The organism is Streptomyces alboniger (assembly GCF_008704395.1).
GTDB lineage: Bacteria > Actinomycetota > Actinomycetes > Streptomycetales > Streptomycetaceae > Streptomyces > Streptomyces alboniger.
Window position 1 is genome coordinate 2,080,507 of the sequence record NZ_CP023695.1, and the last position, 24,596, is coordinate 2,105,102.

Sequence of the window (24,596 nt, forward strand, 5' to 3'; positions counted from 1 at the left end):
AAGGGTCTGGGGGGACTGTGGACGATCCGACCGACGGCGTGCACGCGGCCGCCGTCACCGCCGAGGGCCTCGGCCTCGAAGGGCCGCGCGGCTGGGCGTTCCGCGGCATCGACATCGACGCGCAGCCCGGGTCACTGATCGCGCTGGAGGGCCCCTCGGGCTCGGGCCGTACGTGTCTCCTGCTCGCTCTCACGGGACGTATGCGCGCCACCGAGGGGCACGCGCGCGTGGGGCGCTTCCGGCTGCCCAAGCAACTGGCCGCGGTGCGCCGGATCAGCGGGCTCGGGCCGGTGCCCGGCGTCACCGACCTCGACCCGGCCCTGACCGTCGCCGAGCACCTGCACGAACGGGCGCTCCTGGAGCGGCGGTTCGGCGGCCCGTTGCGGGGGCTTCTGCGCCCGCGCGCCGAGCGCAGGAACGAGACGCGGCTGCGCGTCGACACCGCGCTGACCGCCGCGGGCCTCGACATGGAGTCGCTGCCCAAGGGGCGGCGGACGTCCGTACGCGATCTGGAGCGGCTCGAAGCCCTGCGCCTGTCCATAGCCCTCGCGTTGATCGGCCGGCCGCGCGTACTCGGCGTCGACGACACCGACCTCAAGCTCTCGGACGCCGAACGGGCCGAGGCCTGGGACCTGTTGAAGTCCATCACCGAGAACGGGACGACCGTCGTGGCGGTGTGCAGCGAGGCGCCCGAGGGCGCGGTCGTGGTGCGCACCCGCGCCCAGGAGACGGACAGCGCCACCGAGCCGGAACGGCACGGCACCGACGACGACAAGGAGACGGCGGATGCGCTCCCCGAAGCTGGCCGCGCTTGAGCTGAGGCGCTTCGGCAGGGGGAAGCTGCCGCGCCTCGCGCTGGTCGCGCTCCTGCTGCTGCCCCTGCTGTACGGCGCGTTGTACCTGTGCTCCTTCTGGGATCCGTACGGCCGTCTCGACCGCATCCCCGTGGCGCTGGTCAACGAGGACGACGGCGCCACCGCGCAGGGCAAGAAGCTGGAGGCGGGCGACTCCATCGTCGAGCGGCTGCGTGACAGCAAGACCTTCGAGTGGCACGAGGTGACGGACGCCGAGGCCCGCGAGGGCGTCGAGGACGGGACGTACTACCTGTCGCTGACGATGCCGTCGGACTTCAGCAAGCGCATCGCGTCGAGTTCGGGGGACTCTCCGGAGACGGGCGCTCTGCGGGTGCGTACGAACGACGCCAACAACTACATCGTCGGGCAGATCTCGCGGACGGTCTTCTCCGAGGTGCGCAGGGCGGCGTCCACCAAGGCCTCGCGCTCCTTCCTCGACAAGATCTTCATCTCGTTCTCCGACATCCACGACGAGACCCAGAAGGCCGCCGAGGGCGCCGACAAGCTCGACGGCGGCATCGGCAAGGCGAAGAAGGGGTCCAAGGACCTCGTGAACGGCCTGGGGAACGCCAAGAAGGGCAGCGGTGACCTGGCCGCGGGCATCAAGAAGCTCCACAAGGGCGCGGGTGACATCAAGAGCGGTTCGAGGCGGGTCGCGGACGGTACGCACAAGCTCGCCGGAAAGGTCAACGGCACCGCCGACAAGGGGCGGCCCTTCCTGAAGGACAACGGCAAGACGATCGGTGACACGGCCCAGTTGGTCGCCGACTCCTCCAAGGCGATGCGCCGCAACCTCGACGACTGGGTCAAGCACGCCCCCGGGGCCGCCAGGGGGGCCAAGGAGGGCTCCAGGATCATCGGCGGCTTCTACACGAAGCACTGCGAGACGGCTCCGGTGCCCGACCCCGGCTGCGCCGAGTTCAAGAAGGTCAAGAAGGCCGCCGAGAACGTGTCGACCATCGCCGACGACATGAACACGGTGATCAAGGACCAGCGCAGCGACGCCGAGAAGCTCGACAAGCACCTGGCCGCGCTCCAGAAGAAGTCGCAGGCGCTCGCCGACCGTGCCCCGCACCTCGACGAGGACCTGGAGAAGGCCGTCACCCAGATCAACGACCTCGACAAGGGCGCGGGCAAGGTGGCCGACGGCGCCAGGAAGCTGCACACGGGCCTCGGCGACGCCAAGACCGGGGCGAAGGACCTCGACGCGGGCATCGGCAAGCTGGAGACGGGCGCGAGCGACCTCAAGAGCGGTCTGTTCAAGCTGGCCGACGGCTCGGCGAAGCTGTCCGGCGGGCTGCACGACGGCGTCAAGAAGATCCCCGACTACGGCAAGAAGGACCGTGACGAGCGCACCGACGTCATGGCCGACCCCGTACAGCTCGCCTCGCGGTCGATGCACAATGCGCCCAACTACGGCACGGGCTTCGCGCCCTACTTCATCCCGCTGTCCCTCTGGGTCGGCGCGATGGTGGCGTACATGCTGATCCAACCGCTCAACCGGCGCGCGCTCGCCGCGGGCGCCTCCGCGTGGCGCATCGCGCTGGCCGGCTGGCTGCCGGTGGCGGCCCTCGGCGTACTCCAGACGGCGGCCCTCATGTCCGTGCTGCACTGGGGCCTCGGCCTCCAGATGGCCAGGGCGGCCGGCACCATCGGCTTCCTCTGCCTGGTCACGGCGTGCTTCGCGGCCATCGTGCAGTGGCTCAACGCCCGCTTCGGAGCGGCCGGGCGGATCCTCGTCCTCGCCGCGCTCATGCTCCAGCTGACGTCGGCGGGCGGCACCTACCCCGTACAGACGAGCCCCGGCTTCTTCGGCGCGATCCACCCCTTCCTGCCGATGAGCCACGTGGTCGACGCTCTCCGTAGGCTGATCACGGGCGGCGGCCTCGGCCCCGTCTGGCAGGCGTGCGCGGTCCTGACGGCGTTCACGCTGGGCGCCCTCGCGCTCACCGCGCTCTCCGCGCACCGCAAGCAGGTGTGGACCATGGACCGACTGCACCCGGAGCTGAGCCTGTGAGTGCGGCACTGCCGGGGAGCCCGGCGAGACCTGTGAGAATCAGGACCATGGACAGCAGTGCAGGCAGCACCCGCCGCGAGGCCACCCGGCAGAAGCTCTACGAGGCGGCCGTCACCCTCATCGCGGAGCAGGGTTTCTCCGCCACGACGGTTGACGAGATCGCCGAGCGGGCCGGGGTCGCGAAGGGCACCGTCTACTACAACTTCGCGAGCAAATCGGTCCTCTTCGAAGAGCTGCTGCGGCACGGCGTCGGCCTGTTGACCGCCTCCCTGAAGGAGGCGGCCGAGCAGACGGACAAGAGCGGCGGCAGCAAGGTCGACGCCCTCGACGCGATGATCAGGGCCGGTCTCGTCTTCATCAACCGCTACCCCGCCTTCACCCAGCTGTACGTGGCCGAGCTGTGGCGCACCAACCGGGCCTGGCAGTCCACGCTCCTGGTCGTCAGGCAGCAGGCCGTCGCCGTGGTCGAGGACGTGCTGCGCGGCGGCGTCGAGAACGGCGAGCTGGCCGACGAGATCGACATCCCGCTGACGGCCGCCGCGCTCGTCGGCATGGTGCTGGTGGCGGCCCTCGACTGGCAGGCCTTCCAGCCGGAGCGCTCCCTCGACGATGTGCACGCGGCGCTGTCGCGGCTGTTGCAGGGCCGGGTCAGCGGCACGCGCGCGTAGCGGCCCGGCAGCTCGTACGAGAGCGTGTACGACAGCGCCGGTCCGGTGCCCCCTGTCTCTCAGGCGGCACCGGACCGGCGCTTTCCTCGTGTCCCCCCGAACCCCCGTTCGGCCCCCCGTATGGTCTCCCCCGAGTCACCCCCGTACCTCGCTCCCGCCTCACGGCGGAAGGAGCGGCCAAGGGCCCGGCGCCGTTCCGCCGCCCCGTGTCGGCGGTACCGGCACCGTGCCCTTCTCCGTGCCCCACACTCTTCCGTCTCCGCAGGTGGAGGCCCATCCGCGCGCGTACTCATCTCAGCGTCTAGGTACAAGTACTCACGCATGCGCACGGGACCCCAGGCCGCCTGGCCCCGGACTGGTTACGATCACGTCCGTGTCCGTACTCCCCCTGGTGTTCACCAGCGGCTGGGCGAGCGGGATCAACGCGTACGCCGTTGTCCTGCTGCTCGGCGTCTTCGGCGCGACCGGGATCAGTGACGAGGTCCCTGAGGCGCTTCAGCGGCCGGACGTGCTGATCGCCGCCGGTGTGCTCTTCGTCTGTGAGGCCGTCGCCGACAAGATCCCGTACGTCGACTCGGTCTGGGACTCGGTGCACACCGTGATCCGGCCGGTGTCCGGGGCCGTGGTGGGGGCGCTCCTCGCGGGGCAGAGCGGTTCCCTGTCGGACCTCGCCGCGGGGGCCGTCGGCGGATCGACGGCGCTGGCGAGCCACGCGGTGAAGGCCGGGACGCGGATGGCGGTCAACACCTCGCCCGAACCGTTCAGCAACGTCGTGATGAGCACGGCCGAGGACCTCGGTGTCGGCGGGCTCATCTCCTTCGCGATGTTCTATCCGGAGGCCGCCGCGATCATCGCGGCGGTGCTCCTGCTGCTCGGCCTGTTCGTGCTGGTCTTCCTCGTCTCGCGCATCCGGCGGTTCCTGCGGCGCAGGGCGCAGCGGCGCGAGGAGAGGCGGCTCGCGGCCCGGACGGGGCCGCCGCCGCCCTGAGAGCCGGTGTGCACGGGGCCGCGGCGTGACTGTCAGTGGTGGCCGATAAAGTCCCTGGCATGGCACGGATTGTGGTGATCGGCGCCGGGATGGGCGCCATGACGGCCGCCGCCCGGCTGGCCGTCGCGGGCCACCGGGTGGTGGTGTACGAACGCGGGCGGACGTACGGCGGTTCGCTCGGCGTGGTCGAGCGGGACGGCTTCGTCTTCGACACCGGCCCTAGCCTGCTCCAGCTCCCCGCGGTCTACCGGGACGTGTTCGTCAAGACCGGCAAGGAGTCCCTGGAGCAGTGCGTCCAGCTCTCCCAGGTGGAGCCCGCCGTGCGCCATGTCTTCGCCGACGGCACCACGACCGACCTGCCGAACGCCTCGCGCGCGGGCGTCGGCGAGGCCCTGGACGCGGCGCTCGGCAGCGGCGCGGGCGCTCGCTGGGCGGCGTTCATGAACCGCGCGCGGGAGACGTGGGACCGCACCCGCCGCCCGCTCCTGGAAGAGCCCCTGTATCCGAACTGGCAGGTGCTCGGCGCCCGCGAGCCGTACCCCGCGGTGCCCCACAAGCGCCTGCTGCGCCGCGAGCGCCGGGCCGCCACGCTCAGTGAGATCGGCGGGCTGGAGCTGGGCGGCGACGCCCGGCTGCTCGCGCTCCTGGAGCAGTTCGCCCTCGCGCAGGGCCTCGACCCCCGGACGGCCCCGGCGAGCGCGGCCGTCCTGCCGTACATGGAGCAGACCTTCGGCACCTGGTCGGTGCGGGGCGGTCTGCGCGCGCTGGCCACGGCGGTGTACGAGCGGTGCCTGGCCCGCCGGGTCGAGTTCGTGTTCGACGCGGCGGTGGTCCGGATCGTCGAGAAGGACGGCCGGGCGGCGGGCGTGGAGCTAGCGGACGGCCGGACGGCCGACGCGGACTTCGTGGTCGCCGGTGTGGCCCCCACGGCCCTGGACGCGATGCTGTCCGGTGTGAACATACGGGCGGAGGGTGACGCCCCCGCGCGCTCCGGGCTCCCCAGCCGCCTGACGGTCCTCCTGGCCCTGTCGGGCGCCCGCCCCGAGGGCACTGCGCACCGGACCGTGCTGCACTCGGCCGACCGCCTCGACGAGCTCGACCGCCTCTTCGGAGAGCGGCCCGGACTCCCCGCCTCCCCCACCGTCACGGTCCTGCGCCCCGATGACCCGGACGTCACGCCCGACGGGGCGCACGAGGCCGTGACGCTCACGGTGACGGTGCCCGCGCACCTGGAGGTGAGCCCGGCCGACGTGGAGCGGGTCATGTCCCGCGCGGAGTCGGTGATCCCCGGGCTGCGCGAGCGCCTCCTGTGGCACGAGGTGCGCACGCCCGCGGACGTCGCGGAGGCCACCGGCGCCGACGGCGGCTCGGTCCCCGTCCCGGCGCTCGCCGCGGCCGGCGGAAAGCTCCTGCACCCGGCGAACAGCACCCGCCTGCCGGGCCTGTTCGCGGTCGGCGGCTGGTCGCACCCCGGCGGCGGGCTGCCCCACGCGGGTATGTCGGGCGCGCTGGTCGCGGGGCTGATCGTCGAGGGCCCGGAGTTCCGCGGCTCGCAGTGACGGCCTCCGGAGAGGCTCAGTAGCGGTACTGCTGCCCGTTGTGACCGGAGTGCCCCTGGCCGTCGGCGGGCCCGTCCTGGTACGGGTACGGCTGCTCCTGCGGGAGTTCACCGCCGTAGGGCTCGTCGGTGGTGCGCTGGTGCGGCACCCAGACGCCGCCGGGCGGGGTGTCGTTGTACACCTCGCCGAGCCCGCCGTAGGTGTCGCCGCCGTACGGTGCGTACTGCTGCTGGTCGCCGTAGGCGTCGTAGCCCTGCCCGGCGCCGTAGGTCTGCGTGCCCACGTACGGGTCGGAGTACGCGGCGTACTGCTGGTGCCCGGTCTCGTCGTAGCCGTAGCTCTGCTGGTCGTAGCCGGTGTAGGCCGCGGTGTCGTAGCCCTGGCCGTCGCCCTGGTGGGCGTCGCCAGCAGTCGGCGGGGCGTACGCCGTGTCGGTGTACACACCGTACTGCCCGGTGTCGTCGGGCAGCGGCTCCGGTTCGTAGATCCCGGGGTCGTGCGAGGGCGGCGGCGGGGCCTGCTCGTACTCCAGGCCGGAGACCTCGAGCGTCGGTTCCTTCCCCGCCGCGGACCGGGACGGCTTCTTGCGGCGCTTGCTGAGCCCCGGCTTCCCGCCGAGCGCCCAGCCGGTGGAGAAGCCCCGGCGGAACGACAGCGTCACGTACGTCTGGCCCGTGGCGAAGGCGATGGCGCCGGCCCCGATGACCCACACCGACGGCATCAGCACGCCGACGACGACCCCGAGGAAGCCCACGAAGGCCAGCAGGCGCCAGCGCAGCCTGGCCTTGTACTGCAACAGCACCTCGCCGAGCAGCCACAGCGCGACGAATCCGAACGCGATGTAGAGGACCGTCCAGCCCACGTACGCCCCTCTCCCCTACGGCCGCCGCCCGCGGACACGGGGGTACGGCCGTTCAAGCCTGTCGGTGCAGGCCCAGATTCTCGTAGATTTCCAGCGTCGCCGTGGAGTTGTTGAGCGTGATGAAGTGCAATCCCGGCACGCCTTCGGCCAGCAATCGCGCGCAGAACTCCGTCGCGAACTCGATGCCAATGGAGCGTACAGCGGCTGGATCGTCTTTGACCGCGAGGATCCTGTCTTTGAGCCCGGCCGGGACCACGGCGTTGCTGAGCTGGGGCAGCCGGTCGAGCTGGCGGACGTTGGTGACCGGCATCATCTCGGGGATGATCGGCGTCTCGCAGCCCGCCGCCGCGACGCGGTCGCGCAACCGCAGGTACTCGGCCGGATCGAAGAACATCTGTGTGATCGCGTAGTCCGCGCCGGCCCGGCACTTGTCGATGAAGTGCCGGGTGTCCGACTCCCAGTCGGGCGAGCGCGGATGCATCGCGGGGAAGGCGGCCACGCCCACGCAGAAGTCGCCGGACTCCTTGATCAGCTCGACCAGCTCGGCGGCGTAGGTGAGGCCTTCGGGGTGCGCGACCCAGTCGCCGAGCGGGTCGCCCGGCGGGTCGCCGCGGACCGCGAGCATGTTCCGGATCCCGGCGTCCGCGTACTGCCCGATGATGTTGCGCAGCTCGGCCACGGAGTGATCGACCGCGGTCAGGTGCGCGACGGGCGTGAGGGTGGTGTCGACGACGATCTGCTGGGTCTCCTTGACCGTGCCGGTGCGCGTCGAACCGCCCGCTCCGTAGGTCACCGAGACGAAGTCCGGGGCGACCGCCTCGACCCGGCGCAGCGCGTTCCACAGATTCCGCTCGCCCTTCGGGGTCTTCGGCGCGGAGAACTCGAACGAGTACGTCGTCTTGCCGGTCGCGAGCATGTCGCGCACGGTGCGTGCGCGGTCAGTCCTGGTGGAAGCTGTGCCTAGGGCCATACGGGCAGGTTAGCCAGGCCACGGCGGTCGCCCAACCGGACCTTGGGCTTTCGCCGCATTTGCCGGTTTCTTGTCCACGGATCGGACATTGTTCGGACCCTGCTCGGCCGCCGCTCGGACACCGCTCGACCGCCGCTCGACCGCCGTCGCGGCATCGCTCGCAGCCCCCTCGCACCGCGGCTCAGTCGGCCGTGCGCAGCCGCTTCGCGAAGTCCGCGGCGGCGGCGCCCGGGTCGTCGGCCTCGGTGATCGCCCGCACGACGACCACGCGCCGCGCGCCCGCTTCGAGCACCTGGTCGAGGTTGCCCGCGTCGATGCCGCCGATGGCGAACCAGGGGCGGTCCGTGCCGAGCCCGGCCGTGTAACGGACCAGGTCCAGGCCCGGGGCGTGGCGGCCCGGCTTGGTGGGCGTGGGCCAGCAGGGGCCCGTGCAGAAGTAGTCCACGCCCTCCTGGGCGGCGGCCGCGGCGGCCTCGGACTCGGCGTGCGTGGAGCGGCCGATCAACACGCCGCCGCCGCTGTCGCCGCTGCCGAGGATGGCGCGGGCCGCGGGGACCGGCAGGTCGCCCTGGCCGAGGTGCAGCACGTCGGCGCCGATGGCGTGCGCGATGTCCGCGCGGTCGTTCACCGCGAAGAGCTTGCCGTGGCGCCGGGCGGCGTCGGCGAAGACCTGGAGGTGTTCCAGCTCCTCGCCGGCCTCCATGCCCTTGTCGCGCAGCTGCACGATGTCGACGCCGCCCGCGAGGACGGCGTCGAGGAATTCGGGGAGGTCTCCCTGGCGCTTGCGGGCGTCCACGCACAGGTAGAGCCGGGCGTCGGCGAGCTGGGCGCGCGGATGGTCGGCGGCCATGGAGAAGTCCCCCCGGTCTCGATGGGCGTGCGGGCCGCGCGTCACGCGGCCCGCACCCCGAACGGTGTTTTCAGTCAGACGACGAACGCCTGCTCAGACGGCGAGCGCCTGGGCGCGGCGCTTCACCTCCGTGCCGCGATTCTCGCTCAGTGCCTGCGCGGGGGTGCCGGGCAGGGTCGGGTCGGGGGTGAAGAGCCACTCGATCATCTCTTCGTCGGAGAAGCCGTCGTCCCTCAGGAGCGTCAAGGTGCCGACGAGGCCCTTGACGACCTTGTCGCCGTCGATGAAGGCGGCGGGCACCTGGAGCGTCCGGTTCTCACCACGGCGTACGGCGATCAGCTGGCCCTCCTTGACCAGCTGGCGCACGCGCGTGACCTCGACATCGAGCATTTCCGCGATGTCGGGGAGGTGGAGCCAGGCGGGGACGAGAGCGTCTGTCTTTGCGTCAATCTCGGTCACCGTCCCAGGGTATCTCTGGCCGGGGGCCTGGGCGTCTGTGCCGGTCCGCGGGTCGTCCTGGGCCGGTCCGCGGGTCGTCCTGGGCCGGTCCGCGGGTCGTCGTGGGCCGGTCGCGGAGTTCCCCGCGCCCCTTGCGGGGCGCTCCTGGCAGGGGCGTCCTACAGTGCCGCCTTCTTGAGCGGGACCGAGGGGTCCGCCGCCAGGGCCGGGTCCAGGCGGGTGGCCGATTCGATCAGTTTGCGGCCCTGGGCCAGGTCCCTCGGGCGGCCCACCGCGAGGACCGCCACCAGGACACCCTCCCGCAGCCAGCACACCGACCACGCCACGCCGGTGGGGTCGCCCCGCCACACCAGGTCGTCGTCCGGCGCGTGATGGCCCGCGTACTGCACGAAGCGGCCGAACTGCTCCGACCAGAAGTACGGCACGGGGTCGTACACCGCGGGGGTGTCGCCGATGATGTTCGCCGCCACCGTGCGCGGGCCCTGGAGGGCGTTGTCCCAGTGGTGGACGAGCAGGCGTTCGCCGTACCTCCCCGAAGGGAAGGAGGCGCAGTCGCCGACCGCGTAGACGTCGGGCACTGAAGCGCGCAGGTGGTCGTCGGCCACCACTTCCCGGTGGGCTCCGAGTTCGATGCCGGAGCCGGTCAGCCAGGCTGTCGCGGGGCGAGCGCCGATGCCGACGACGACCGCGCCGGCGGGCAGCCGGGTCCCGTCGGCCAGGACCACCGCGCCCGGCTCGACGTGCTCCACGCGCGCGTGGGTACGCAAGTCGGCTCCGGAGTCCGCGTACCAGCTCGCCATGGGGGCGGCGACCGCTTCGGGGAGCGCCCCGGCCAGTGGGCGGCCCGCGGCCTCGACCACGGTGACGGCACAGCCCGCCTCACGCGCGGCCGTGGCGAACTCGGCGCCGATCCAGCCCGCCCCCACGACCACGATGTCGTGCTGCTCGGCGAGCACCGGCCGCAGCCGCGCGGCATCGTCCAGGGTGCGCAGGAGATGGACCCCGGGAACGCCTTCGGTACCCGGCAGCCGGATCGGTTCGGCGCCGGTCGCGAGGACCAGGACGTCGTACGCGACCGGGCCGTCGGCCGTGTCCAGCTCGTGGTCGGCGGGGCGCACCCCGGCGACCTCGCGGCCCAGGGTCAGGCCGATGCCGAGCGCCTCGAAGTCGATGTCGAACGCGGAGCCCTCCGCCTTGCCGAGCAGCACCGCCTTGGACAGCGGTGGTCTGTCGTACGGCTGGTGGGGCTCCGCGCCGATCAGGGTGACCGTGCCTACGAAACCCTGCTCGCGCAGCGCCACGGCGGTCTGTACCCCGGCCATCCCGGCGCCGACGACGACGACGTGCCGCTCGCCCTGCCGCTCCGCCTGCCCGCCCTGCCGTCCGCTCTGCCTCTGCTGCTCGCTCACCCGATCACTGTAGGGCTACTGCCGCCCGGGGCGACGGGCTAGGGTGGCCGGTGCAGAGCACTCGCGGGAGCCCGGACGCACCGGGCTGAGAGGGAGGCTGGACGGCCTCCGACCGTACGAACCTGATCCGGGTCATGCCGGCGAAGGGAGGGGCTGGACGCCCATGCAGCCATGTACACCACCGGCGGAAGCGAAGACTCCGACGGACGTCCTCGTCGTAGGGGGCGGGATCATCGGCCTGGTCACGGCCTGGCGGACCGCGCAGCGCGGGCTCTCGGTCGCCGTCGTGGACCCCGAGCCCGGCGGCGGCGCCGCGCAGGTCGCGGCGGGCATGCTGGCCGCCGTCACGGAGCTGCATCACGGCGAGCAGACGCTGCTCGGGCTCAACCTCGCGTCCGCGCGGCGCTATCCGGACTTCGCGGCCGAGCTGGCCGAGGCGAGCGGCCGTGATGTCGGTGAGACCGGTGATGCCGGCGGGCTCGGTTATCGCGCGTGCGGCACGCTCGCCGTCGCGCTCGACTCCGACGACCGCGCCCACCTGCGCGAACTGCACGCCCTCCAGCGCCGCTCCGGTCTTGAGTCGGAGTGGCTGAGCGGCCGCGAGTGCCGTCGTCTGGAGCCGATGCTCGCGCCGGGTGTGCGCGGCGGGCTCCGGGTCGACGGCGACCACCAGATCGACCCGCGCAGGCTCGCGGCGGCGCTCCTGGTGGCCTGCGAGCGGGCGGGCGTGGCCTTCCACCGCGCGTGGGCCGAGCGGCTCTCGGTGGTACGGGGCCGGGCCCGTGGCGTGGTCCTCGCGGACGGCACGGAGCTGCACGCGGCTCAGGTGGTGCTGGCGGCGGGCAGCCTCAGCGGGCGCCTCGCGGGCGTCCCCGACGACGTCCTGCCGCCCGTACGGCCGGTGAAGGGGCAGGTGCTGCGGCTGCGGGTGCCGAAGCCGTACGCGCCGTTCCTGAGCCGTACCGTGCGCGCGGTCGTACGCGGCAGCCACGTCTACCTCGTGCCCCGCGAGAACGGCGAACTCGTCGTCGGGGCCACCAGCGAGGAGCTGGGCTGGGACACCACGGTCACCGCGGGCGGCGTCTACGAACTCCTGCGCGACGCCCACGAACTCGTACCCGGCATCACGGAACTGCCGCTGACCGAGACCCGCGCGGGTCTGCGCCCCGGCTCGCCGGACAACGCGCCGTTGCTCGGCCCGACGCGGCTGCCCGGCCTCCAGCTGGCCACCGGGCACTACCGCAACGGCGTCCTGCTGACGCCCCTGACGGGCGACGTCATGGCGCACTGCCTGACCACCGGTGAACTGCCCGACGAGGCGCGCCCGTTCACGCCCGCGCGCTTCACCGCCCCGCCGCACCCCATCCCCGCGCAGTCCTTCACGGAGCAACCCGCATGAGTACGCCTTTCACCGCTTCTCTCTCCGTCTCCGTCAATGGAGAAGTACGAGAGGTGGCCTCGGGCACGACGCTCGACGCCCTCGTCGCCACCCTCACCGCGGCGCCCTCCGGGGTGGCCGCCGCCCTCAACGAAACCGTCGTCCCGCGCGCGCAGTGGTCCCGTACGGAACTGGCCGCGGGCGACCGCGTCGAAGTACTCACCGCCGTCCAGGGAGGCTGATCAGGCCATGGCAGACGACCCCTTCGCCCTCGGCGGGCTCACGCTCTCCTCGCGCCTGATCATGGGCACGGGCGGGGCGCCCAGCCTCGACGTCCTGGAGCGTTCCCTGATCGCGTCCGGCACGGAGCTGACCACGGTCGCGATGCGCCGCCTCGACCCGGGCGTGCAGGGCTCGGTGCTCTCCGTACTGGACCGGCTCGGCATCCGCGTCCTGCCGAACACGGCGGGCTGTTTCACCGCGGGCGAGGCCGTCCTCACCGCCCGTCTCGCGCGCGAGGCGCTCGGTACGGACCTGGTGAAGCTGGAGGTGATCGCGGACGAGCGCACGCTGCTGCCCGATCCGATCGAGCTGTTGGACGCCGCCGAGACCCTGGTCGACGACGGATTCACGGTCCTTCCGTACACGAACGACGACCCGGTGCTCGCGCGGAAGCTGGAGGACGTGGGCTGCGCGGCGGTCATGCCGCTCGGCTCCCCCATCGGCTCCGGGCTCGGCATCCGCAACCCGCACAACTTCCAGCTGATCGTGGAGCACGCGCGCGTGCCGGTGATCCTGGACGCGGGCGCGGGCACGGCGTCCGACGCCGCGCTCGCGATGGAGCTGGGGTGCGCGGGTGTGATGCTCGCGTCGGCCGTGACGCGGGCGCAGGAGCCGGTCCTGATGGCGGAGGCCATGCGGCACGGCGTCGAGGCGGGGCGCCTGGCGTACCGGGCCGGGCGGATCCCGCGGCGGCACTTCGCGGAGGCGTCTTCTCCTGCGGAGGGCATGGCCAGGCTCGATCCGGAGCGGCCCGCGTTCTGAGGGGCCGTACGGGAGGCTGCGCGCGGGCGGGGGCTCCGCCTGTCACAGCTCGGCTTCAGTCCCGCCCTGAATTCACCCGGGCGGGATGGGCTGTCGGTGCCGGCTCGTAGACTCCCCTGCGTGGACACGACCCTTCAGGACCCCCTCGTCGGGCAGCTGCTCGACAGCCGATACCGGATCGAGGGGCGCATCGCGGTCGGCGGGATGGCCACGGTCTACCGGGCCGTGGACACCCGCCTCGACCGCGTGCTCGCGCTCAAGGTGATGCACCCCACGCTGGCGGCGGACGCCTCCTTCGTGGACCGCTTCATCCGCGAGGCCAAATCGGTCGCCCGCCTCTCCCATCCGAACGTGGTCGGCGTCTTCGACCAGGGCACCGACGGTTCGTACGTCTATCTGGCGATGGAGTACGTCGCGGGCTGCACCCTGCGCGACGTCCTGCGCGAGCGCGGCGCGCTCCAGCCGCGGGCCGCGCTCGACATCCTGGAGCCGGTCCTCGCCGCGCTCGGTGCCGCGCACCGCGCCGGGTTCGTGCACCGCGACATGAAGCCGGAGAACGTCCTCATAGGGGACGACGGCCGGGTCAAGGTCGCCGACTTCGGGCTCGTCCGCGCGGTGGACACCGTCACGAACACGACCGGCACCGTCCTCGGGACCGTCTCCTACCTCGCCCCCGAGCAGATCGAGCACGGCACGGCGGACACCCGCGTGGACGTGTACGCGTGCGGGGTCGTGCTCTACGAAATGCTGACCGGCGCCAAGCCGCACTCCGGGGACTCCCCCGCCCAGGTGCTCTACCAACACCTCAACGAAGACGTGCCGCCCCCGTCGGCGGCCGTCCCCGGGCTCGCCTTCGAGCTCGACGAGCTGGTGGCCTGCGCCACCGCCCGCACCCCCGACGTCCGGCCGTACGACGCGGTGGCCCTCCTCTCCCGGCTCAGGGAGGCACGGTCCGCGCTCAGCGAGGAGCAGCTGGACGCGGTGCCGCCGCAGGCCCGCACGACGGGGCACGACAACGCCGAGGACCGCACCAGCGTCATCCCGCGCGCGGCGCGCTCCGTACAGCTTCCGCTGCCCGCCGAGGGTGATCAGGGCGGGCCGGACGGCCAGGACCCGCTGAACCGCACCAGTGTCCTGACGACGCCGCCGCCCGCGCCTCCCGCGCGGGCCCGGTCCGGGCGCGGCCGCTTCGACCCGCGCCGCCGCACGCTGGTGGTGGTCGCCGCGGTGCTGCTGGCCCTCGGCCTCGGCGCGGGCGTCTGGTACATCAACTCCGGCCAGTTCACAAAGGTCCCGCCGCTGCTCGCGAAGACCGAGGCCCAGGCGAAGCAGCGCCTTGAGGACGCCGGGCTCGAGGTGAAGGACGTCAAGCGCGCCTACAGCGACACCGACAAGCGCGGCACGGTCATGGACAGCGACCCGGCGGCGGGTGCGCGCATCCGGCAGAACGGCCAGGTGACGCTGACCGTCTCGCGCGGCCCGGAGACCGTGAAGGTGCCGGACGTCAAGAACATTCCGCTGGCCACGGCGAAGAAGGAGCTGAAGAACTCCGGTCTCGCCCCCGGCATGGTCAGCAAGGCCTTCAGCGACGCCGTCAAGAAGGGGTCCGTGATCAGCACGGACCCGCGGGCCGGGTTCACCCGCAAGGCGGGCTCCGCCGTCGCGCTGGTCGTCAGCAAGGGCCGCGAGGTCAAGGTCCCGGACGTGGTCGGCGAGTCCGCGGCGGACGCCACCGCCGATCTGGAGGAGGCCGGGCTCAGGGCCGAGATCGTCTCGAAGCGCGTCCACTCCGACGAGGACAAGGGCGATGTCGCCAGGCAGTCCCCCGGGGAGGGCAGGCCCCTCGCCGAGGGCGACACGGTCAAGCTGACGATCTCCAAGGGCCCGCCGATGGTCGAGGTCCCGGACGTGACCGGCATGGACGTCGACGACGCCGTGAAGGAGCTGGAGGCCGCGGGCTTCGAGGTGGACAAGGACCGCGGTCTGCTCGGCCTCTTCGGGGACACGGTGAAGGACCAGTCGGTGGACGGTGGCGACGAGGCCCCCGAGGGGTCGACGATCACCATCGAGATCCGCTGAGACCCCGCGGGCTCGGGGGTGGGGCAGCTGCCCCACCCCGGACCTCCACAGGCCCGGCCCGTGATGACCAATCCCACCCCGCTCCGGTGCCCGTCCGCCCCCGCGCCCGTGCCACCCTTGACGGTGTGAGCAGCAACAAGTCCCCCCTCATGGCGTCCCTGGGCGCCGCCTCCCGTAACCCCGTCGGCGGTCATGTCCCCGTCGCGGGCGGCCTTGCCTCCGTGGGTCTGTCCTACGCGCGCGATCTCGGCGCGGAGGCCGTCCAGGTCTTCGTCGCCAACCCGCGGGGCTGGGCGACCCCGCCCGGCAATCCGAAGCAGGACGAGGCGTTCCGCGCGACCTGCGCGGCCGAGGGCATCCCGGCGTACGTCCACGCGCCCTACCTCATCAACTTCGGCTCGCACACCGAGGCCACCGCCGAGAAGTCCGTGGACTCCCTGCGGCACTCGCTGCGCCGGGGCCGCGAGATCGGCGCGCTCGGGGTCGTCGTACACACGGGTTCGGCGACGGGCGGACGGGACCGCGAGGTCGCCCTCAAGCAGGTGCGCGAGCTGGTGCTGCCCCTGCTCGACGAGCTGACGCACGACGACGACCCGTACCTGCTCCTGGAGTCCACCGCCGGTCAGGGCGCCTCCCTGTGCTCCCGCACCTGGGACTTCGGTCCGTACTTCGAGGCGCTGGACTCCCACCCCAAGCTGGGCGTCTGCCTGGACACCTGCCACATCTTCGCCGCGGGGCACGACCTGACGGGCCCGAGCGGCATGAAGCAGACCCTGGACCTCCTCGTGGACACGGTCGGCGAGGGCCGCCTGAAGCTCGTGCACGCCAATGACTCCAAGGACGTCGTCGGCGCCCACAAGGACCGTCACGAGAACATCGGCACCGGCCACATCGGCGAGGACCCCTTCCGCGAGCTGATGCTCCACCCCGCGACCGAGGGCGTGCCGCTGATCATCGAGACGCCCGGCGGCAAGGAGGGGCACGCGGCGGACGTGGCGCGGCTGAAGGGGCTCAGGAGCAGCTGGTAAACACTTGAAGAGTACCCCCAGGGGGTATACGGTTCCTGTCGAGCGGCAGGAACCGCTATCCGACGTTGGGGGCTACTCATGCAGCACGACACACACGCCGAGCACACACACCACGGGCACGGCGAGGAGCACGGCCACAGCCAGAGCCACGGCCACAGCCACCACGGTCACAGCCACCACGGGCACGACCACGGCACCGGCCCCGGCGTCGCCCCCGGCAAGGTCAGCTGGCGCATGGCCGCCCAGGCCACCCTGCACTGCCTCACCGGCTGCGCCATCGGCGAGGTGCTCGGCATGGTCATCGGCACGGCGCTCGGCTGGGGCAACGTACCGACGATGGCCCTCGCGATCGCCCTGGCGTTCACCTTCGGATACGCCCTCACCCTGCGCGGCATCCTCAAGGCGGGCGTCGACTTCAAGACGGCGTTCCGCGTCGCGCTCGCCGCCGACACCCTCTCCATCGCCGTGATGGAGCTGATCGACAACGGCGTGATCGCGCTGTGGCCGGGCGGCATGGACGCGCACCTGGGCGACCTGATGTTCTGGTGGATCCTCGCCCTCGCCCTGGCGGCCGCGTTCGTGATCACCACGCCGGTGAACAAGTGGATGATCGGCCGCGGCAAGGGCCACGCTGTGGTGCATCAGTACCGCCACTGACCAGCGGCGACGCAGCGGCGCGCGTGGACCTAGAGCTCGGGGCCGTCCCCGGGCTCTTCCTGGTAGGAGTAGCGCTGCTCGCGCCAGGGGTCGCCGACGTTGTGATAGCCGCGCTCCTCCCAGAAGCCGCGGCGGTCGGCGGTCATGTACTCGACGCCGCGGACCCACTTGGGGCCCTTCCAGGCGTACAGATGGGGCACCACGAGCCGCAGCGGGAAACCGTGCTCCGCGGTGAGCAGTTCGCCGCCCTTGTGGGTGGCGAAGATCGTGCCCTCGGCGGCGAAGTCGGCCATCCGCAGGTTCGAGCTGAAGCCGTACTCCGCCCAGACCATGACGTGCGTGGCGTCGTCGGCGGGCGGCGCGAGGTCCAGGATCGTACGGGCCGTCACGCCTCCCCACTCGGCGCCCAGCATGCTGAACTTCGTGACACAGTGCAGGTCGCCGACGACCGTGGCGTACGGCAGGGCCGAGAACTCCTCGTGGGTCCAGCAGTGCTTCTCGCCGTCCGCGGTGGCCCCGAAGACCCTGAACTCCCAGCGCTCCGGGCGGAACTTCGGCACCGGGCCGTAGTGCGTGACCGGCCAGCCGCGCTGCAACCGCTGACCCGGCGGAAGCTCCGGCTCCGCTGCCTGTCGAGATGCGCGTTCCGCCGGCTGACCCATGACTCCATCCTGACAGACCGTGGACGGTGGACGTGACCAGACGAAGTCTGACAGATACGGATTCGGGCAACTCCTACTAAGCGTGCACTTACTGGACGGCTTCCGAACGCCGGTGCAAAGATGCGCGCTACCTGCCCAGTTACCCGTGTGGAAGGAGCCTCTGCGATGCAGGGCGACCCCGAGGTCATCGAATTTCTCAACGAGCAGCTGACCGCCGAGCTGACGGCGATCAACCAGTACTTCCTGCACGCCAAGATGCAGGAGAACTTCGGCTGGACGAAGCTCGCCAAGTACACCCGCGCAGAGTCGTTCGACGAGATGAAGCACGCGGAGGTGCTGACCGACCGGATCCTCTTCCTCGACGGCCTGCCCAACTACCAGCGGCTCTTCCACGTCCGGGTGGGCCAGACGGTCACCGAGATGTTCCAGGCGGACCGGCAGGTCGAGGTGGAGGCGATCGACCGCCTCAAGCGCGGGATCGAGGTGATGCGGGCCAAGGGCGACATCACGTCGGCCAACATCTTCGAGTCGATCCTCGCGGACGAGGAGCACCACATCGACTATCTCGACACCCAGCTGGAACTGGTCGAGAAGCTGGGTGAGCCGCTGTACCTCGCGCAGCTCATCGAGCAGCCCGAGAGCTAGGCGGCCTGCTGGGCGGGCTCGTCCAGACCGGAGAGCACCGGCTCCCCCTGGTCGGCCAGCTCGCGCCGCGGGCACGCGCCCCGGCCGAGCAGCGCCTGGATGCGGCGTACGCACGAACCACAGTCCGTGCCCGCCTTGCAGGCCGAGGCTATCTGGCGGGGGGTGCAGGCACCGTCCTCCGCGTGCTTCTTCACCTGCGCCTCGGTGACCCCGAAGCAGTTGCAGACGTACACGCGGCTCACCTCCCGGAGGGGGACGGACGGACAGGACTCATCGGTAGCGCCGTCCCGATTGATCGGTGAGGCTAACCTAACCTTACCCACGACTCCGGGCACGCAAAAGCCCCCGATACGCCGGTGGGGCGCGGATCACATGGATCCGCGCCCCACACGTACGTACAGCCTTGAGGGGCTACTGGTCGCGGTACATCTCCGCCACCAGGAACGCGAGGTCCAGGGACTGGCTGCGGTTGAGCCGCGGGTCGCAGGCCGTCTCGTAGCGCTGGTGGAGGTCGTCGACGAAGATCTCGTCGCCGCCGCCCACGCACTCGGTGACGTCGTCACCGGTCAGCTCGACGTGGATGCCGCCCGGGTGGGTGCCGAGGGCCTTGTGGACCTCGAAGAAGCCCTTGACCTCGTCGAGCACGTCGTCGAAGCGGCGGGTCTTGTGACCGGAGGCCGCCTCGTAGGTGTTGCCGTGCATCGGGTCGGTGATCCAGGCGACGGTCGCGCCGGACGCGGTGACCTTCTCGACCAGCTCGGGCAGCTTGTCGCGGACCTTGTCGGCGCCCATGCGGACGATGAAGGTCAGCCGGCCGGGCTCGCGGTCGGGGTCGAGGCGCTCGATGTACTGGAGCGCCTCCTCGGCCGTGGTGGTCGGGCCGAGCTTGACGCCGATGGGGTTGCGCACCTGGGAGGCGAACTCGATGTGCGCGCCGTCCAGTTGACGGGTGCGCTCGCCGATCCAGACCATGTGGCCCGAGGTGTCGTACAGCCGGCCGGTGCGGGAGTCGACGCGGGTCAGCGCCGACTCGTAGTCGAGCAGCAGCGCCTCGTGGGAGGCGTAGAACTCGACGGTCTTGAACTCCTCCGGGTCGGTGCCGCAGGCCCGCATGAAGTTGAGCGCGTTGTCGATCTCGCGGGCCAGCTGCTCGTACCGCTGGCCGGAGGGGGACGACTTCACGAAGTCCTGGTTCCAGGCGTGCACCTGGCGCAGGTCGGCGTAGCCGCCGGTGGTGAAGGCGCGGACCAGGTTGAGCGTGGAGGCGGAGGCGTTGTACATCCGCTTCAGGCGCTCGGGGTCCGGGATCCGGGCCTCTTCGGTGAAGGCGAAGCCGTTGACGGAGTCGCCCCGGTAGGTCGGGAGCGTCACGCCGTCGCGGGTCTCGGTCGGCTTGGAGCGCGGCTTGGAGTACTGCCCCGCGATGCGGCCCACCTTCACGACGGGCACGGACGCCGCGTACGTGAGGACGGCGCCCATCTGGAGCAGGGTCTTCAGCTTGTTGCGGATGTGGTCGGCCGACACGGCGTCGAAGGCCTCGGCGCAGTCGCCGCCCTGGAGCAGGAACGCCTCTCCCTTGGCGACAGAGGCCAGTCGGGCGCGCAGCTGGTCGCACTCGCCCGCGAAGACGAGCGGGGGATACGACTCGAGGTCCGCGATCACATCGCGCAGAGCCTCGGCATCGGGGTACTCGGGCTGCTGCGCCGCGGGCAGGTTTCGCCAGGTGTTGCCACCGGTAGCGGTGGTCTTAGCGTTCACGGTCACCTCGTCAACATTACGGGGTCGGGCGCGCCGTCCATTCACCCGCTCACCAAGTGAGACGGAGCAGACACGGGCGAGCGGCCCCGCCGCGCGGCCCGCTCGCCCGCGCTCGGCGCCGCGAGGGCGAGCCCGCGGTGGGCGCGGCGGAGCATCATGCGGGCCATGAAGGGGTGGGCGAGCCTGACCGCGCTCCAGTAGAGCCGCGCACGCCGGTTGTCCGCCCGCACGGCCGTGCTCAGCGTGACGTGCCGCTCGTCGACCAGGATCGAGGCGCGGGCGGTCAGGCCCGCCGTGTTCACGTCCATCAGCAGTTCGCCTCCCTCGCGCGCGATGACCGGGAAGGCGTCGCGCAGGATGCCGGTCCACGCCTCGGGGTCCCGGGGCAGCCCAGGGAACATGTCCATGCGGTACGCGTCCTGGTATCCGGGCCGTTCCATCGAGGCGTGGAGCAGACGGGCCTCCGGCGGGACCTCGACGGTCCGGGGCCTGCTCCACCAGAGGCGGTGGAGCAGGCGCAGCCAGGGCGACCAGCGGACGGGGCGGGCGCAGCCGCCCGCCACCGCGCGCTCGATGTTGTCGAACAGTTCTTCCATCATCGAGTCGTGGGCCGGGCGGATCGCCGTCGGCCACAGGAGCCGGTCCACACCGCGCCAGCGCGTCTCCAGGACGTGCCGGACCCGGCAGCGGCCCTCGGCCAGCGGCTCGACGGTCAGCTCGTGGAAGCCCTCGCCGGGCGGGGTGAAGGCGAAGCGGACGCGGCGGCCCGGTTCGTAGGCCGCGACCTCGTACCGGATCGGGCCGTGGCCGCCGGTCGCGCCCACGCCGAGAGGGCGATCGAAGATCATCGGCTCCCAGGCCGGAGTGGGGAAGATCGGGTCGTCCTCGGCGGACAGCCGGTCGAGCAGCGCCCCGACCGCCTCCGCCGAAGCCTCGACGACCCGCTCGTGTTCGTTGCGCACGACTCCCATGCCGCACCTCCATACGCTGGCGTATGGTTAACCGTACGGTACCGTATGGTCATGGCGCAACGGCAGCGGAAGAAGACCCCGGCGAAACCCCGGCTGTCCGCCGACGACTGGGCGGACGCCGCGCTCACGGCGATCGGCGAGGGCGGCCTCGCGGCCGTCGCCGTGGAGCCCCTCGCCGTGCGTCTCGGCACCACCAAGGGCAGCTTCTACTGGCACTTCGCGGGCCGCGACGCGCTCATCGAGGCCGCTCTGGACCGGTGGGCGAAGCTCCACACCGAAGGGGTGATCACCCAGGTGGAGGCCGAGCCGGACCCACGCAAGCGGATCCGGCTGCTCTTCGCCGAGGCGATCACCACCGCCACGTCCGGCTCGCTGGAGGTCTCCCTGCTCGCGACCGCCGGGCACCCGCAGGTCGCCGCGGCCCTGCGGAAGGTGACTGAGCGCCGCGTGGCGTACGTCGCCGAGCTGTTCGCGCGGCTCGGCTTCCCCGAGGCGGAGGCGCGCCGACGCGGCCTGCTCGCGTACAGCGTCTATCTGGGCCACACCCAGCTCGGCCACGCGGTGCCCTCGGTGCTGCCGGGCGAGGACGAACTCGGCGCCTACATCGACGACGGCCTGGATCTCCTGATGATGCGCTAAGGTGCCGGACATGCACGCGCAGACGACGACTCGTAACTGGTGGTGGCCCGCTCATCCGGCGGCCCACTGACTGCGCGTACGCAAGACTCGCGAAAGGCCGCCCGAGGGGCGGCCTTCTGTGTTTCCCGGACTCCCGGGCGCGGCCGTTCCTCTCCGAGTGAGAAGGAACAGAACCGATGCAGCCCACCGTCCTCGCCGACCTCCTGTCCGACGACCGCCCGTTCGCCCTGCTGCGCCGCCGCACACCCGGCCGCGACCACGACACGGTCGAGGTCCTCATCGGCCCCACGGGTACCTACGACCGGCTGGCGGACATCCCCGACGGCCTGGCGCTCGTGCCCTTCCGGCAGCTCGGGGAGCGCGGCTTCGACGTCCGCGACGACGGCACGCCGCTGACCGTCCTCACCCCCGAGGAGAGTCACGAACTCCCGCTCGACGCGGCCCTGTCGGCGCTGCCCGCGCACCAGGTGCGGGTCCGCGGCGGCGCCTTCGACGTGGACGACACGGCGTACGCGGACATCGTGGGGCGCGTCCTGCGCGAGGAGATCGGGCGGGGCGAGGGCGCCAACTTCGTCATCCGCCGTACGTACGAGGGTGAGATCCCGGAGTTCGGCAGAGCGGACGCCCTGGCGCTCTTCCGGCGGCTCCTGGCGGGCGAGCGGGGCGCGTACTGGACGTACGTCGTGCACACCGGCGACCGGACGCTCGTGGGGGCGAGCCCCGAGGTGCATGTGCGGATGTCCGGCGGGACGGTCGTCATGAACCCCATCAGCGGCACGTACCGCTACCCGGCCGGCGGGCCGACCCCCGACGGGCTGCTCGCCTTCCTCGCCGACGGCAAGGAGACCGAGGAGCTGTCGATGGTCGTCGACGAGGAGCTGAAGATGATGTGCACCGTCGGCGACATGGGCGGTGTCGTGGTCGGGCCGCGCCTGAAGGAGATGGCCCATCTCGCGCACACCGAGTACGAGTTGCGCGGCAAGTCGTCGCTCGACGTGCGCGAGGTCCTGAAGGAGACCATGTTCGCGGCGACCGTCACCGGGTCGCCGGTGCAGAACGCCTGCCGGGTCATCGAGCGGCACGAGACCGGCGGACGGGGCTACTACGCCGGCGCCCTCGCGCTCATCGGCAGGTCCGCGGGGAGTGGTGGGCGGGAAGGGGGCGTCGGCGCACAGACCCTGGACTCCCCCATCCTGATCCGCACCGCCGACATCTCCGCCTCCGGGAGGCTTCGGGTGCCGGTCGGCGCGACGCTCGTGCGCGGCTCGGACCCGGCGGGCGAAGTCGCGGAGACCCATGCGAAGGCGGCGGGGGTGCTCGCCGCGCTGGGGGTGCGCCCCGGACGCCCGCGCGAGGAGGGCGCGCGGCCCGCCCTCGCCGACGATCCACGCGTGCGTGCGGCACTGGACGGGCGGCGGGACCGCCTCGCGCCGTTCTGGCTGCGGATGCAGGAACCGGCCCGCGAGCTGACCGGGCACGCGCTCGTCGTGGACGGCGAGGACACGTTCACGGCGATGCTCGCGCACGTCCTGCGCTCCCTGGGCCTCGCGGTGTCGGTGCGGCGGTACGACGAGACGGGGCTGCGGGAGGCGGTGCGCGCGCACCGGGGGCCCGTCGTGCTCGGCCCGGGCCCCGGGGACCCGTCCGACCTCACCGACCCGAAGATGCGGTTCCTGCGCTCGCTGACGGCGGAGGTGCTCCGGGGCCACGAGTACGGCGTGCTCGGCGTCTGCCTCGGGCACGAGCTGATCGCGGCCGAGCTGGGCCTGGAGATCGTACGGAAGGACGTGCCGTACCAGGGCGCGCAGATCGACGTCGACCTGTTCGGGCGAGCCGAGACCGTCGGGTTCTACAACAGCTTCGTGGCGCGCTGCGACGACGAGGCGGCGGCGGAGCTGGCCGCGCACGCCGTGGAGGTCAGCAGGGACCGGACGAACGGGGAGGTCCACGCGGTGCGCGGGTCCTCCTTCGCGGGCGTGCAGTTCCATCCGGAGTCGGTGCTGACGCTGCGCGGGACCGCGATCGTGCGGGAACTGCTCGGTCAGATCCTGGCCGCGGCCGGGACGAGGACGTTCTCGGAGCGGCGGCCCTCCGTGTAGTCCAGGACGTTGCGCAGGGTGGTGTCGATGATCTGGCCGACCGCGTCCGCGGTGTAGTAGGCCTGGTGGGAGGTGACCACCACGTTCGGGAACGTCACGAGGCGGGCCAGGGTGTCGTCCTCGACGACCTCCAGGGACTTGTCGAGGAAGAACAGGCCCGCCTCGGCCTCGTACACGTCCAGGCCGACGCCCGTGAAACGCCCGGCGCGCAGCTCCGCCACGAGGGCCTCGGTGTCGATCAGCCCGCCGCGGCTGGAGTTCACCAGGATCGCGTCGTCCTTCATCGTCCGCAGCGCGGCGGCGCCGACGATGTGCTGGGTCGAGGGGAGCAGCGGCACGTGCAGGCTGATCAGGTCGGCCTCGGCGAAGAGCTGCTCCTTCTCCACGTACGTCATGCCCAGCTCGACGCAGGCGGGGTTCCGCACGGCGTCCCAGCCGAGCAGCTCCATGCCGAAGCCGTGCGCGATCCGGGTGAACGCCTCACCGATCTTGCCGGTGCCGAGCACGCCGACGGTGCGGCCGCGCAGATCGCGGCCCATCAGGCCGTCGAGGCGGAAGTCGAAGTCGCGGGTGCGGTTGCTCGCGCGGACGATGCGGCGGTTGACGGCCATCGCGAGGGTCCAGGCGAACTCGGCCACGGAGTACGGCGAGTAGTACGAGACGCGGGCGACGGTCAGGCCGAGGCGCTCGGCGACCTGGAGGTCGATGTTGTTGAACCCGGTGGAACGCTGGGCGATCATCTGCGTGCCACCGGCGGCGAGGGTTTGCAGCACGTGGTTGTCCAGGGTCGCGTTGACGCTGGAGGAGATGATCTCGTAACCCGCGGCGATGGGGGCGGTGTCCTCGTTCAGGAAGACGTCGAGACAGCGGACGTCGTGGTGTCCCTCGAAGGCCTTCTCGATCAGCGGGCGCTCGTCGGACTGCACGCCGAATGCGAGGATCTCCATGGCGTGAGTCTATGTACCGCCTCCCGGGACGGCACCCGGAGCTTTGGCCGGGG

At 71.8% G+C, this 24,596-nt stretch carries 25 protein-coding genes and 1 riboswitch; of the genes, 15 read left to right on the top strand and 10 right to left on the bottom strand.

All coding sequences use genetic code 11. The features are described from left to right. Positions 1–17 precede the first annotated feature (17 nt). The 5 genes from CP975_RS09150 (at position 18) to CP975_RS09170 (ending at position 6,086) form a co-directional block, all read left to right on the top strand. Positions 18–815 (top strand): ATP-binding cassette domain-containing protein, encoded by a 798-nt coding sequence (locus CP975_RS09150; protein WP_246201440.1) that lies wholly within the window; start codon positions 18–20, stop codon positions 813–815. Further along, complete coding sequence (locus CP975_RS09155) at positions 787–2,871, top strand: YhgE/Pip family protein (protein ID WP_055534038.1); 2,085 nt, start codon at positions 787–789, stop codon at positions 2,869–2,871. The genes CP975_RS09150 and CP975_RS09155 overlap by 29 nt, the downstream gene beginning before the upstream one ends. 47 nt (positions 2,872–2,918) lie before the next feature. Further along, on the top strand, positions 2,919–3,539 hold the full coding sequence (locus CP975_RS09160; protein ID WP_055534036.1) for a TetR/AcrR family transcriptional regulator: 621 nt from the start codon (positions 2,919–2,921) through the stop codon (positions 3,537–3,539). A gap of 373 nt (positions 3,540–3,912) precedes the next feature. Beyond that, positions 3,913–4,527 (top strand): DUF4126 domain-containing protein, encoded by a 615-nt coding sequence (locus tag CP975_RS09165; RefSeq protein ID WP_150476744.1) that lies wholly within the window; start codon positions 3,913–3,915, stop codon positions 4,525–4,527. A 59-nt stretch (positions 4,528–4,586) separates the two neighbouring features. Then, on the top strand, positions 4,587–6,086 hold the full coding sequence (locus CP975_RS09170; RefSeq protein ID WP_055536322.1) for a phytoene desaturase family protein: 1,500 nt from the start codon (positions 4,587–4,589) through the stop codon (positions 6,084–6,086). Positions 6,087–6,102: 16 nt separating this feature from the next. Here the strand turns inward: CP975_RS09170 and CP975_RS09175 are convergent, their stop codons facing one another. The 5 genes from CP975_RS09175 to CP975_RS09195 all read right to left on the bottom strand — a co-directional run bounded on the left by CP975_RS09175 (position 6,103) and on the right by CP975_RS09195 (position 10,636). Continuing rightward, on the bottom strand, positions 6,103–6,948 hold the full coding sequence (locus tag CP975_RS09175) for a hypothetical protein (RefSeq protein ID WP_055536321.1): 846 nt from the start codon (positions 6,946–6,948) through the stop codon (positions 6,103–6,105). A gap of 52 nt (positions 6,949–7,000) precedes the next feature. Next, positions 7,001–7,918, bottom strand: coding sequence for a methylenetetrahydrofolate reductase [NAD(P)H] (gene metF / locus CP975_RS09180; RefSeq protein WP_055536320.1), 918 nt, complete (start codon positions 7,916–7,918; stop codon positions 7,001–7,003). 181 nt (positions 7,919–8,099) lie between these two features. Next, positions 8,100–8,768 carry a thiamine phosphate synthase gene (gene thiE, locus CP975_RS09185; protein WP_055536319.1) on the bottom strand — a complete coding sequence of 223 codons (669 nt, stop codon included), beginning with the start codon at positions 8,766–8,768 and terminating at the stop codon, positions 8,100–8,102. A gap of 93 nt (positions 8,769–8,861) precedes the next feature. Beyond that, positions 8,862–9,227, bottom strand: a complete 366-nt coding sequence (locus tag CP975_RS09190; protein WP_030783794.1) for an Rv2175c family DNA-binding protein — start codon at positions 9,225–9,227, stop codon at positions 8,862–8,864. Positions 9,228–9,385: 158 nt separating this feature from the next. Next, positions 9,386–10,636: an NAD(P)/FAD-dependent oxidoreductase gene (locus tag CP975_RS09195; protein ID WP_055536318.1), complete on the bottom strand. Its 1,251-nt coding sequence runs from the start codon at positions 10,634–10,636 to the stop codon at positions 9,386–9,388. Positions 10,637–10,689: 53 nt separating this feature from the next. Continuing rightward, positions 10,690–10,802: riboswitch (TPP riboswitch) on the top strand. On the opposite strand from CP975_RS09195, the gene thiO reads away from it, so the two are divergent. The 6 genes from thiO to CP975_RS09225 all read left to right on the top strand — a co-directional run bounded on the left by thiO (position 10,800) and on the right by CP975_RS09225 (position 16,822). Beyond that, positions 10,800–12,035: a glycine oxidase ThiO gene (gene thiO / locus CP975_RS09200; RefSeq protein WP_150476745.1), complete on the top strand. Its 1,236-nt coding sequence runs from the start codon at positions 10,800–10,802 to the stop codon at positions 12,033–12,035. It overlaps the preceding riboswitch by 3 nt. After that, entirely contained in the window at positions 12,032–12,256 is a 225-nt protein-coding gene (gene thiS / locus CP975_RS09205) for a sulfur carrier protein ThiS (RefSeq protein WP_055527395.1), read from the top strand. The genes thiO and thiS overlap by 4 nt, the downstream gene beginning before the upstream one ends. A 7-nt stretch (positions 12,257–12,263) precedes the next feature. After that, positions 12,264–13,058: a thiazole synthase gene (locus CP975_RS09210; protein ID WP_055527394.1), complete on the top strand. Its 795-nt coding sequence runs from the start codon at positions 12,264–12,266 to the stop codon at positions 13,056–13,058. 120 nt (positions 13,059–13,178) lie between these two features. Then, positions 13,179–15,137, top strand: coding sequence for a Stk1 family PASTA domain-containing Ser/Thr kinase (gene pknB / locus CP975_RS09215; RefSeq protein WP_055527392.1), 1,959 nt, complete (start codon positions 13,179–13,181; stop codon positions 15,135–15,137). A 149-nt stretch (positions 15,138–15,286) separates the two neighbouring features. Beyond that, positions 15,287–16,165 carry a deoxyribonuclease IV gene (locus tag CP975_RS09220; protein ID WP_150477828.1) on the top strand — a complete coding sequence of 293 codons (879 nt, stop codon included), beginning with the start codon at positions 15,287–15,289 and terminating at the stop codon, positions 16,163–16,165. Positions 16,166–16,243: 78 nt separating this feature from the next. After that, entirely contained in the window at positions 16,244–16,822 is a 579-nt protein-coding gene (locus CP975_RS09225; RefSeq protein ID WP_055527390.1) for a DUF4396 domain-containing protein, read from the top strand. A 29-nt stretch (positions 16,823–16,851) separates the two neighbouring features. Here CP975_RS09225 and CP975_RS09230 read toward each other — a convergent pair whose 3' ends face one another. Continuing rightward, complete coding sequence (locus CP975_RS09230; protein WP_055527389.1) at positions 16,852–17,484, bottom strand: sulfite oxidase-like oxidoreductase; 633 nt, start codon at positions 17,482–17,484, stop codon at positions 16,852–16,854. Positions 17,485–17,649: 165 nt separating this feature from the next. Between CP975_RS09230 and bfr the strand changes: the two genes are divergently transcribed. Further along, entirely contained in the window at positions 17,650–18,129 is a 480-nt protein-coding gene (gene bfr / locus CP975_RS09235) for a bacterioferritin (protein ID WP_055527388.1), read from the top strand. Here the strand turns inward: bfr and CP975_RS09240 are convergent. The 3 genes from CP975_RS09240 to CP975_RS09250 form a co-directional block, all read right to left on the bottom strand. Beyond that, on the bottom strand, positions 18,126–18,371 hold the full coding sequence (locus tag CP975_RS09240; protein ID WP_150476746.1) for a (2Fe-2S)-binding protein: 246 nt from the start codon (positions 18,369–18,371) through the stop codon (positions 18,126–18,128). The genes bfr and CP975_RS09240 overlap by 4 nt on opposite strands. A gap of 169 nt (positions 18,372–18,540) precedes the next feature. Continuing rightward, positions 18,541–19,893: a class II 3-deoxy-7-phosphoheptulonate synthase gene (locus tag CP975_RS09245; protein ID WP_055527384.1), complete on the bottom strand. Its 1,353-nt coding sequence runs from the start codon at positions 19,891–19,893 to the stop codon at positions 18,541–18,543. 35 nt (positions 19,894–19,928) lie between these two features. Further along, entirely contained in the window at positions 19,929–20,858 is a 930-nt protein-coding gene (locus CP975_RS09250; protein WP_055527382.1) for an SRPBCC family protein, read from the bottom strand. Positions 20,859–20,903: 45 nt separating this feature from the next. Between CP975_RS09250 and CP975_RS09255 the strand changes: the two genes are divergently transcribed. From CP975_RS09255 to CP975_RS09265, 3 genes are all read left to right on the top strand, one after another. Beyond that, entirely contained in the window at positions 20,904–21,497 is a 594-nt protein-coding gene (locus CP975_RS09255; protein ID WP_055527381.1) for a TetR/AcrR family transcriptional regulator, read from the top strand. A 10-nt stretch (positions 21,498–21,507) separates the two neighbouring features. Beyond that, positions 21,508–21,567 (top strand): trp operon leader peptide, encoded by a 60-nt coding sequence (locus CP975_RS36580; RefSeq protein WP_106977022.1) that lies wholly within the window; start codon positions 21,508–21,510, stop codon positions 21,565–21,567. A 106-nt stretch (positions 21,568–21,673) separates the two neighbouring features. Then, positions 21,674–23,596, top strand: a complete 1,923-nt coding sequence (locus CP975_RS09265) for an anthranilate synthase family protein (RefSeq protein ID WP_055527379.1) — start codon at positions 21,674–21,676, stop codon at positions 23,594–23,596. On the opposite strand, the gene CP975_RS09270 is transcribed toward CP975_RS09265, so the two are convergent. Beyond that, entirely contained in the window at positions 23,539–24,543 is a 1,005-nt protein-coding gene (locus tag CP975_RS09270) for a 2-hydroxyacid dehydrogenase (RefSeq protein WP_055527378.1), read from the bottom strand. The genes CP975_RS09265 and CP975_RS09270 overlap by 58 nt on opposite strands. Between the last annotated feature and the right edge of the window lie 53 nt (positions 24,544–24,596).

What these genes read in the sequence shown, in the direction of transcription:
- CP975_RS09155 (WP_055534038.1), top strand. Translation starts at nt 787, where the DNA reads ATGCGCTCCCCGAAGCTGGCCGCGCTTGAGCTGAGGCGCTTCGGCAGG.
- CP975_RS09160 (WP_055534036.1), top strand. Translation starts at nt 2,919, where the DNA reads ATGGACAGCAGTGCAGGCAGCACCCGCCGCGAGGCCACCCGGCAGAAG.
- CP975_RS09170 (WP_055536322.1), top strand. Translation starts at nt 4,587, where the DNA reads ATGGCACGGATTGTGGTGATCGGCGCCGGGATGGGCGCCATGACGGCC.
- metF (WP_055536320.1), bottom strand. Translation starts at nt 7,918, where the DNA reads ATGGCCCTAGGCACAGCTTCCACCAGGACTGACCGCGCACGCACCGTG.
- thiE (WP_055536319.1), bottom strand. Translation starts at nt 8,768, where the DNA reads ATGGCCGCCGACCATCCGCGCGCCCAGCTCGCCGACGCCCGGCTCTAC.
- thiO (WP_150476745.1), top strand. Translation starts at nt 10,800, where the DNA reads ATGCAGCCATGTACACCACCGGCGGAAGCGAAGACTCCGACGGACGTC.
- thiS (WP_055527395.1), top strand. Translation starts at nt 12,032, where the DNA reads ATGAGTACGCCTTTCACCGCTTCTCTCTCCGTCTCCGTCAATGGAGAA.
- CP975_RS09210 (WP_055527394.1), top strand. Translation starts at nt 12,264, where the DNA reads ATGGCAGACGACCCCTTCGCCCTCGGCGGGCTCACGCTCTCCTCGCGC.
- CP975_RS09220 (WP_150477828.1), top strand. Translation starts at nt 15,287, where the DNA reads ATGGCGTCCCTGGGCGCCGCCTCCCGTAACCCCGTCGGCGGTCATGTC.
- CP975_RS09225 (WP_055527390.1), top strand. Translation starts at nt 16,244, where the DNA reads ATGCAGCACGACACACACGCCGAGCACACACACCACGGGCACGGCGAG.
- CP975_RS09230 (WP_055527389.1), bottom strand. Translation starts at nt 17,484, where the DNA reads ATGGGTCAGCCGGCGGAACGCGCATCTCGACAGGCAGCGGAGCCGGAG.
- bfr (WP_055527388.1), top strand. Translation starts at nt 17,650, where the DNA reads ATGCAGGGCGACCCCGAGGTCATCGAATTTCTCAACGAGCAGCTGACC.
- CP975_RS09250 (WP_055527382.1), bottom strand. Translation starts at nt 20,858, where the DNA reads ATGGGAGTCGTGCGCAACGAACACGAGCGGGTCGTCGAGGCTTCGGCG.
- CP975_RS09255 (WP_055527381.1), top strand. Translation starts at nt 20,904, where the DNA reads ATGGTCATGGCGCAACGGCAGCGGAAGAAGACCCCGGCGAAACCCCGG.
- CP975_RS09265 (WP_055527379.1), top strand. Translation starts at nt 21,674, where the DNA reads ATGCAGCCCACCGTCCTCGCCGACCTCCTGTCCGACGACCGCCCGTTC.
- CP975_RS09270 (WP_055527378.1), bottom strand. Translation starts at nt 24,543, where the DNA reads ATGGAGATCCTCGCATTCGGCGTGCAGTCCGACGAGCGCCCGCTGATC.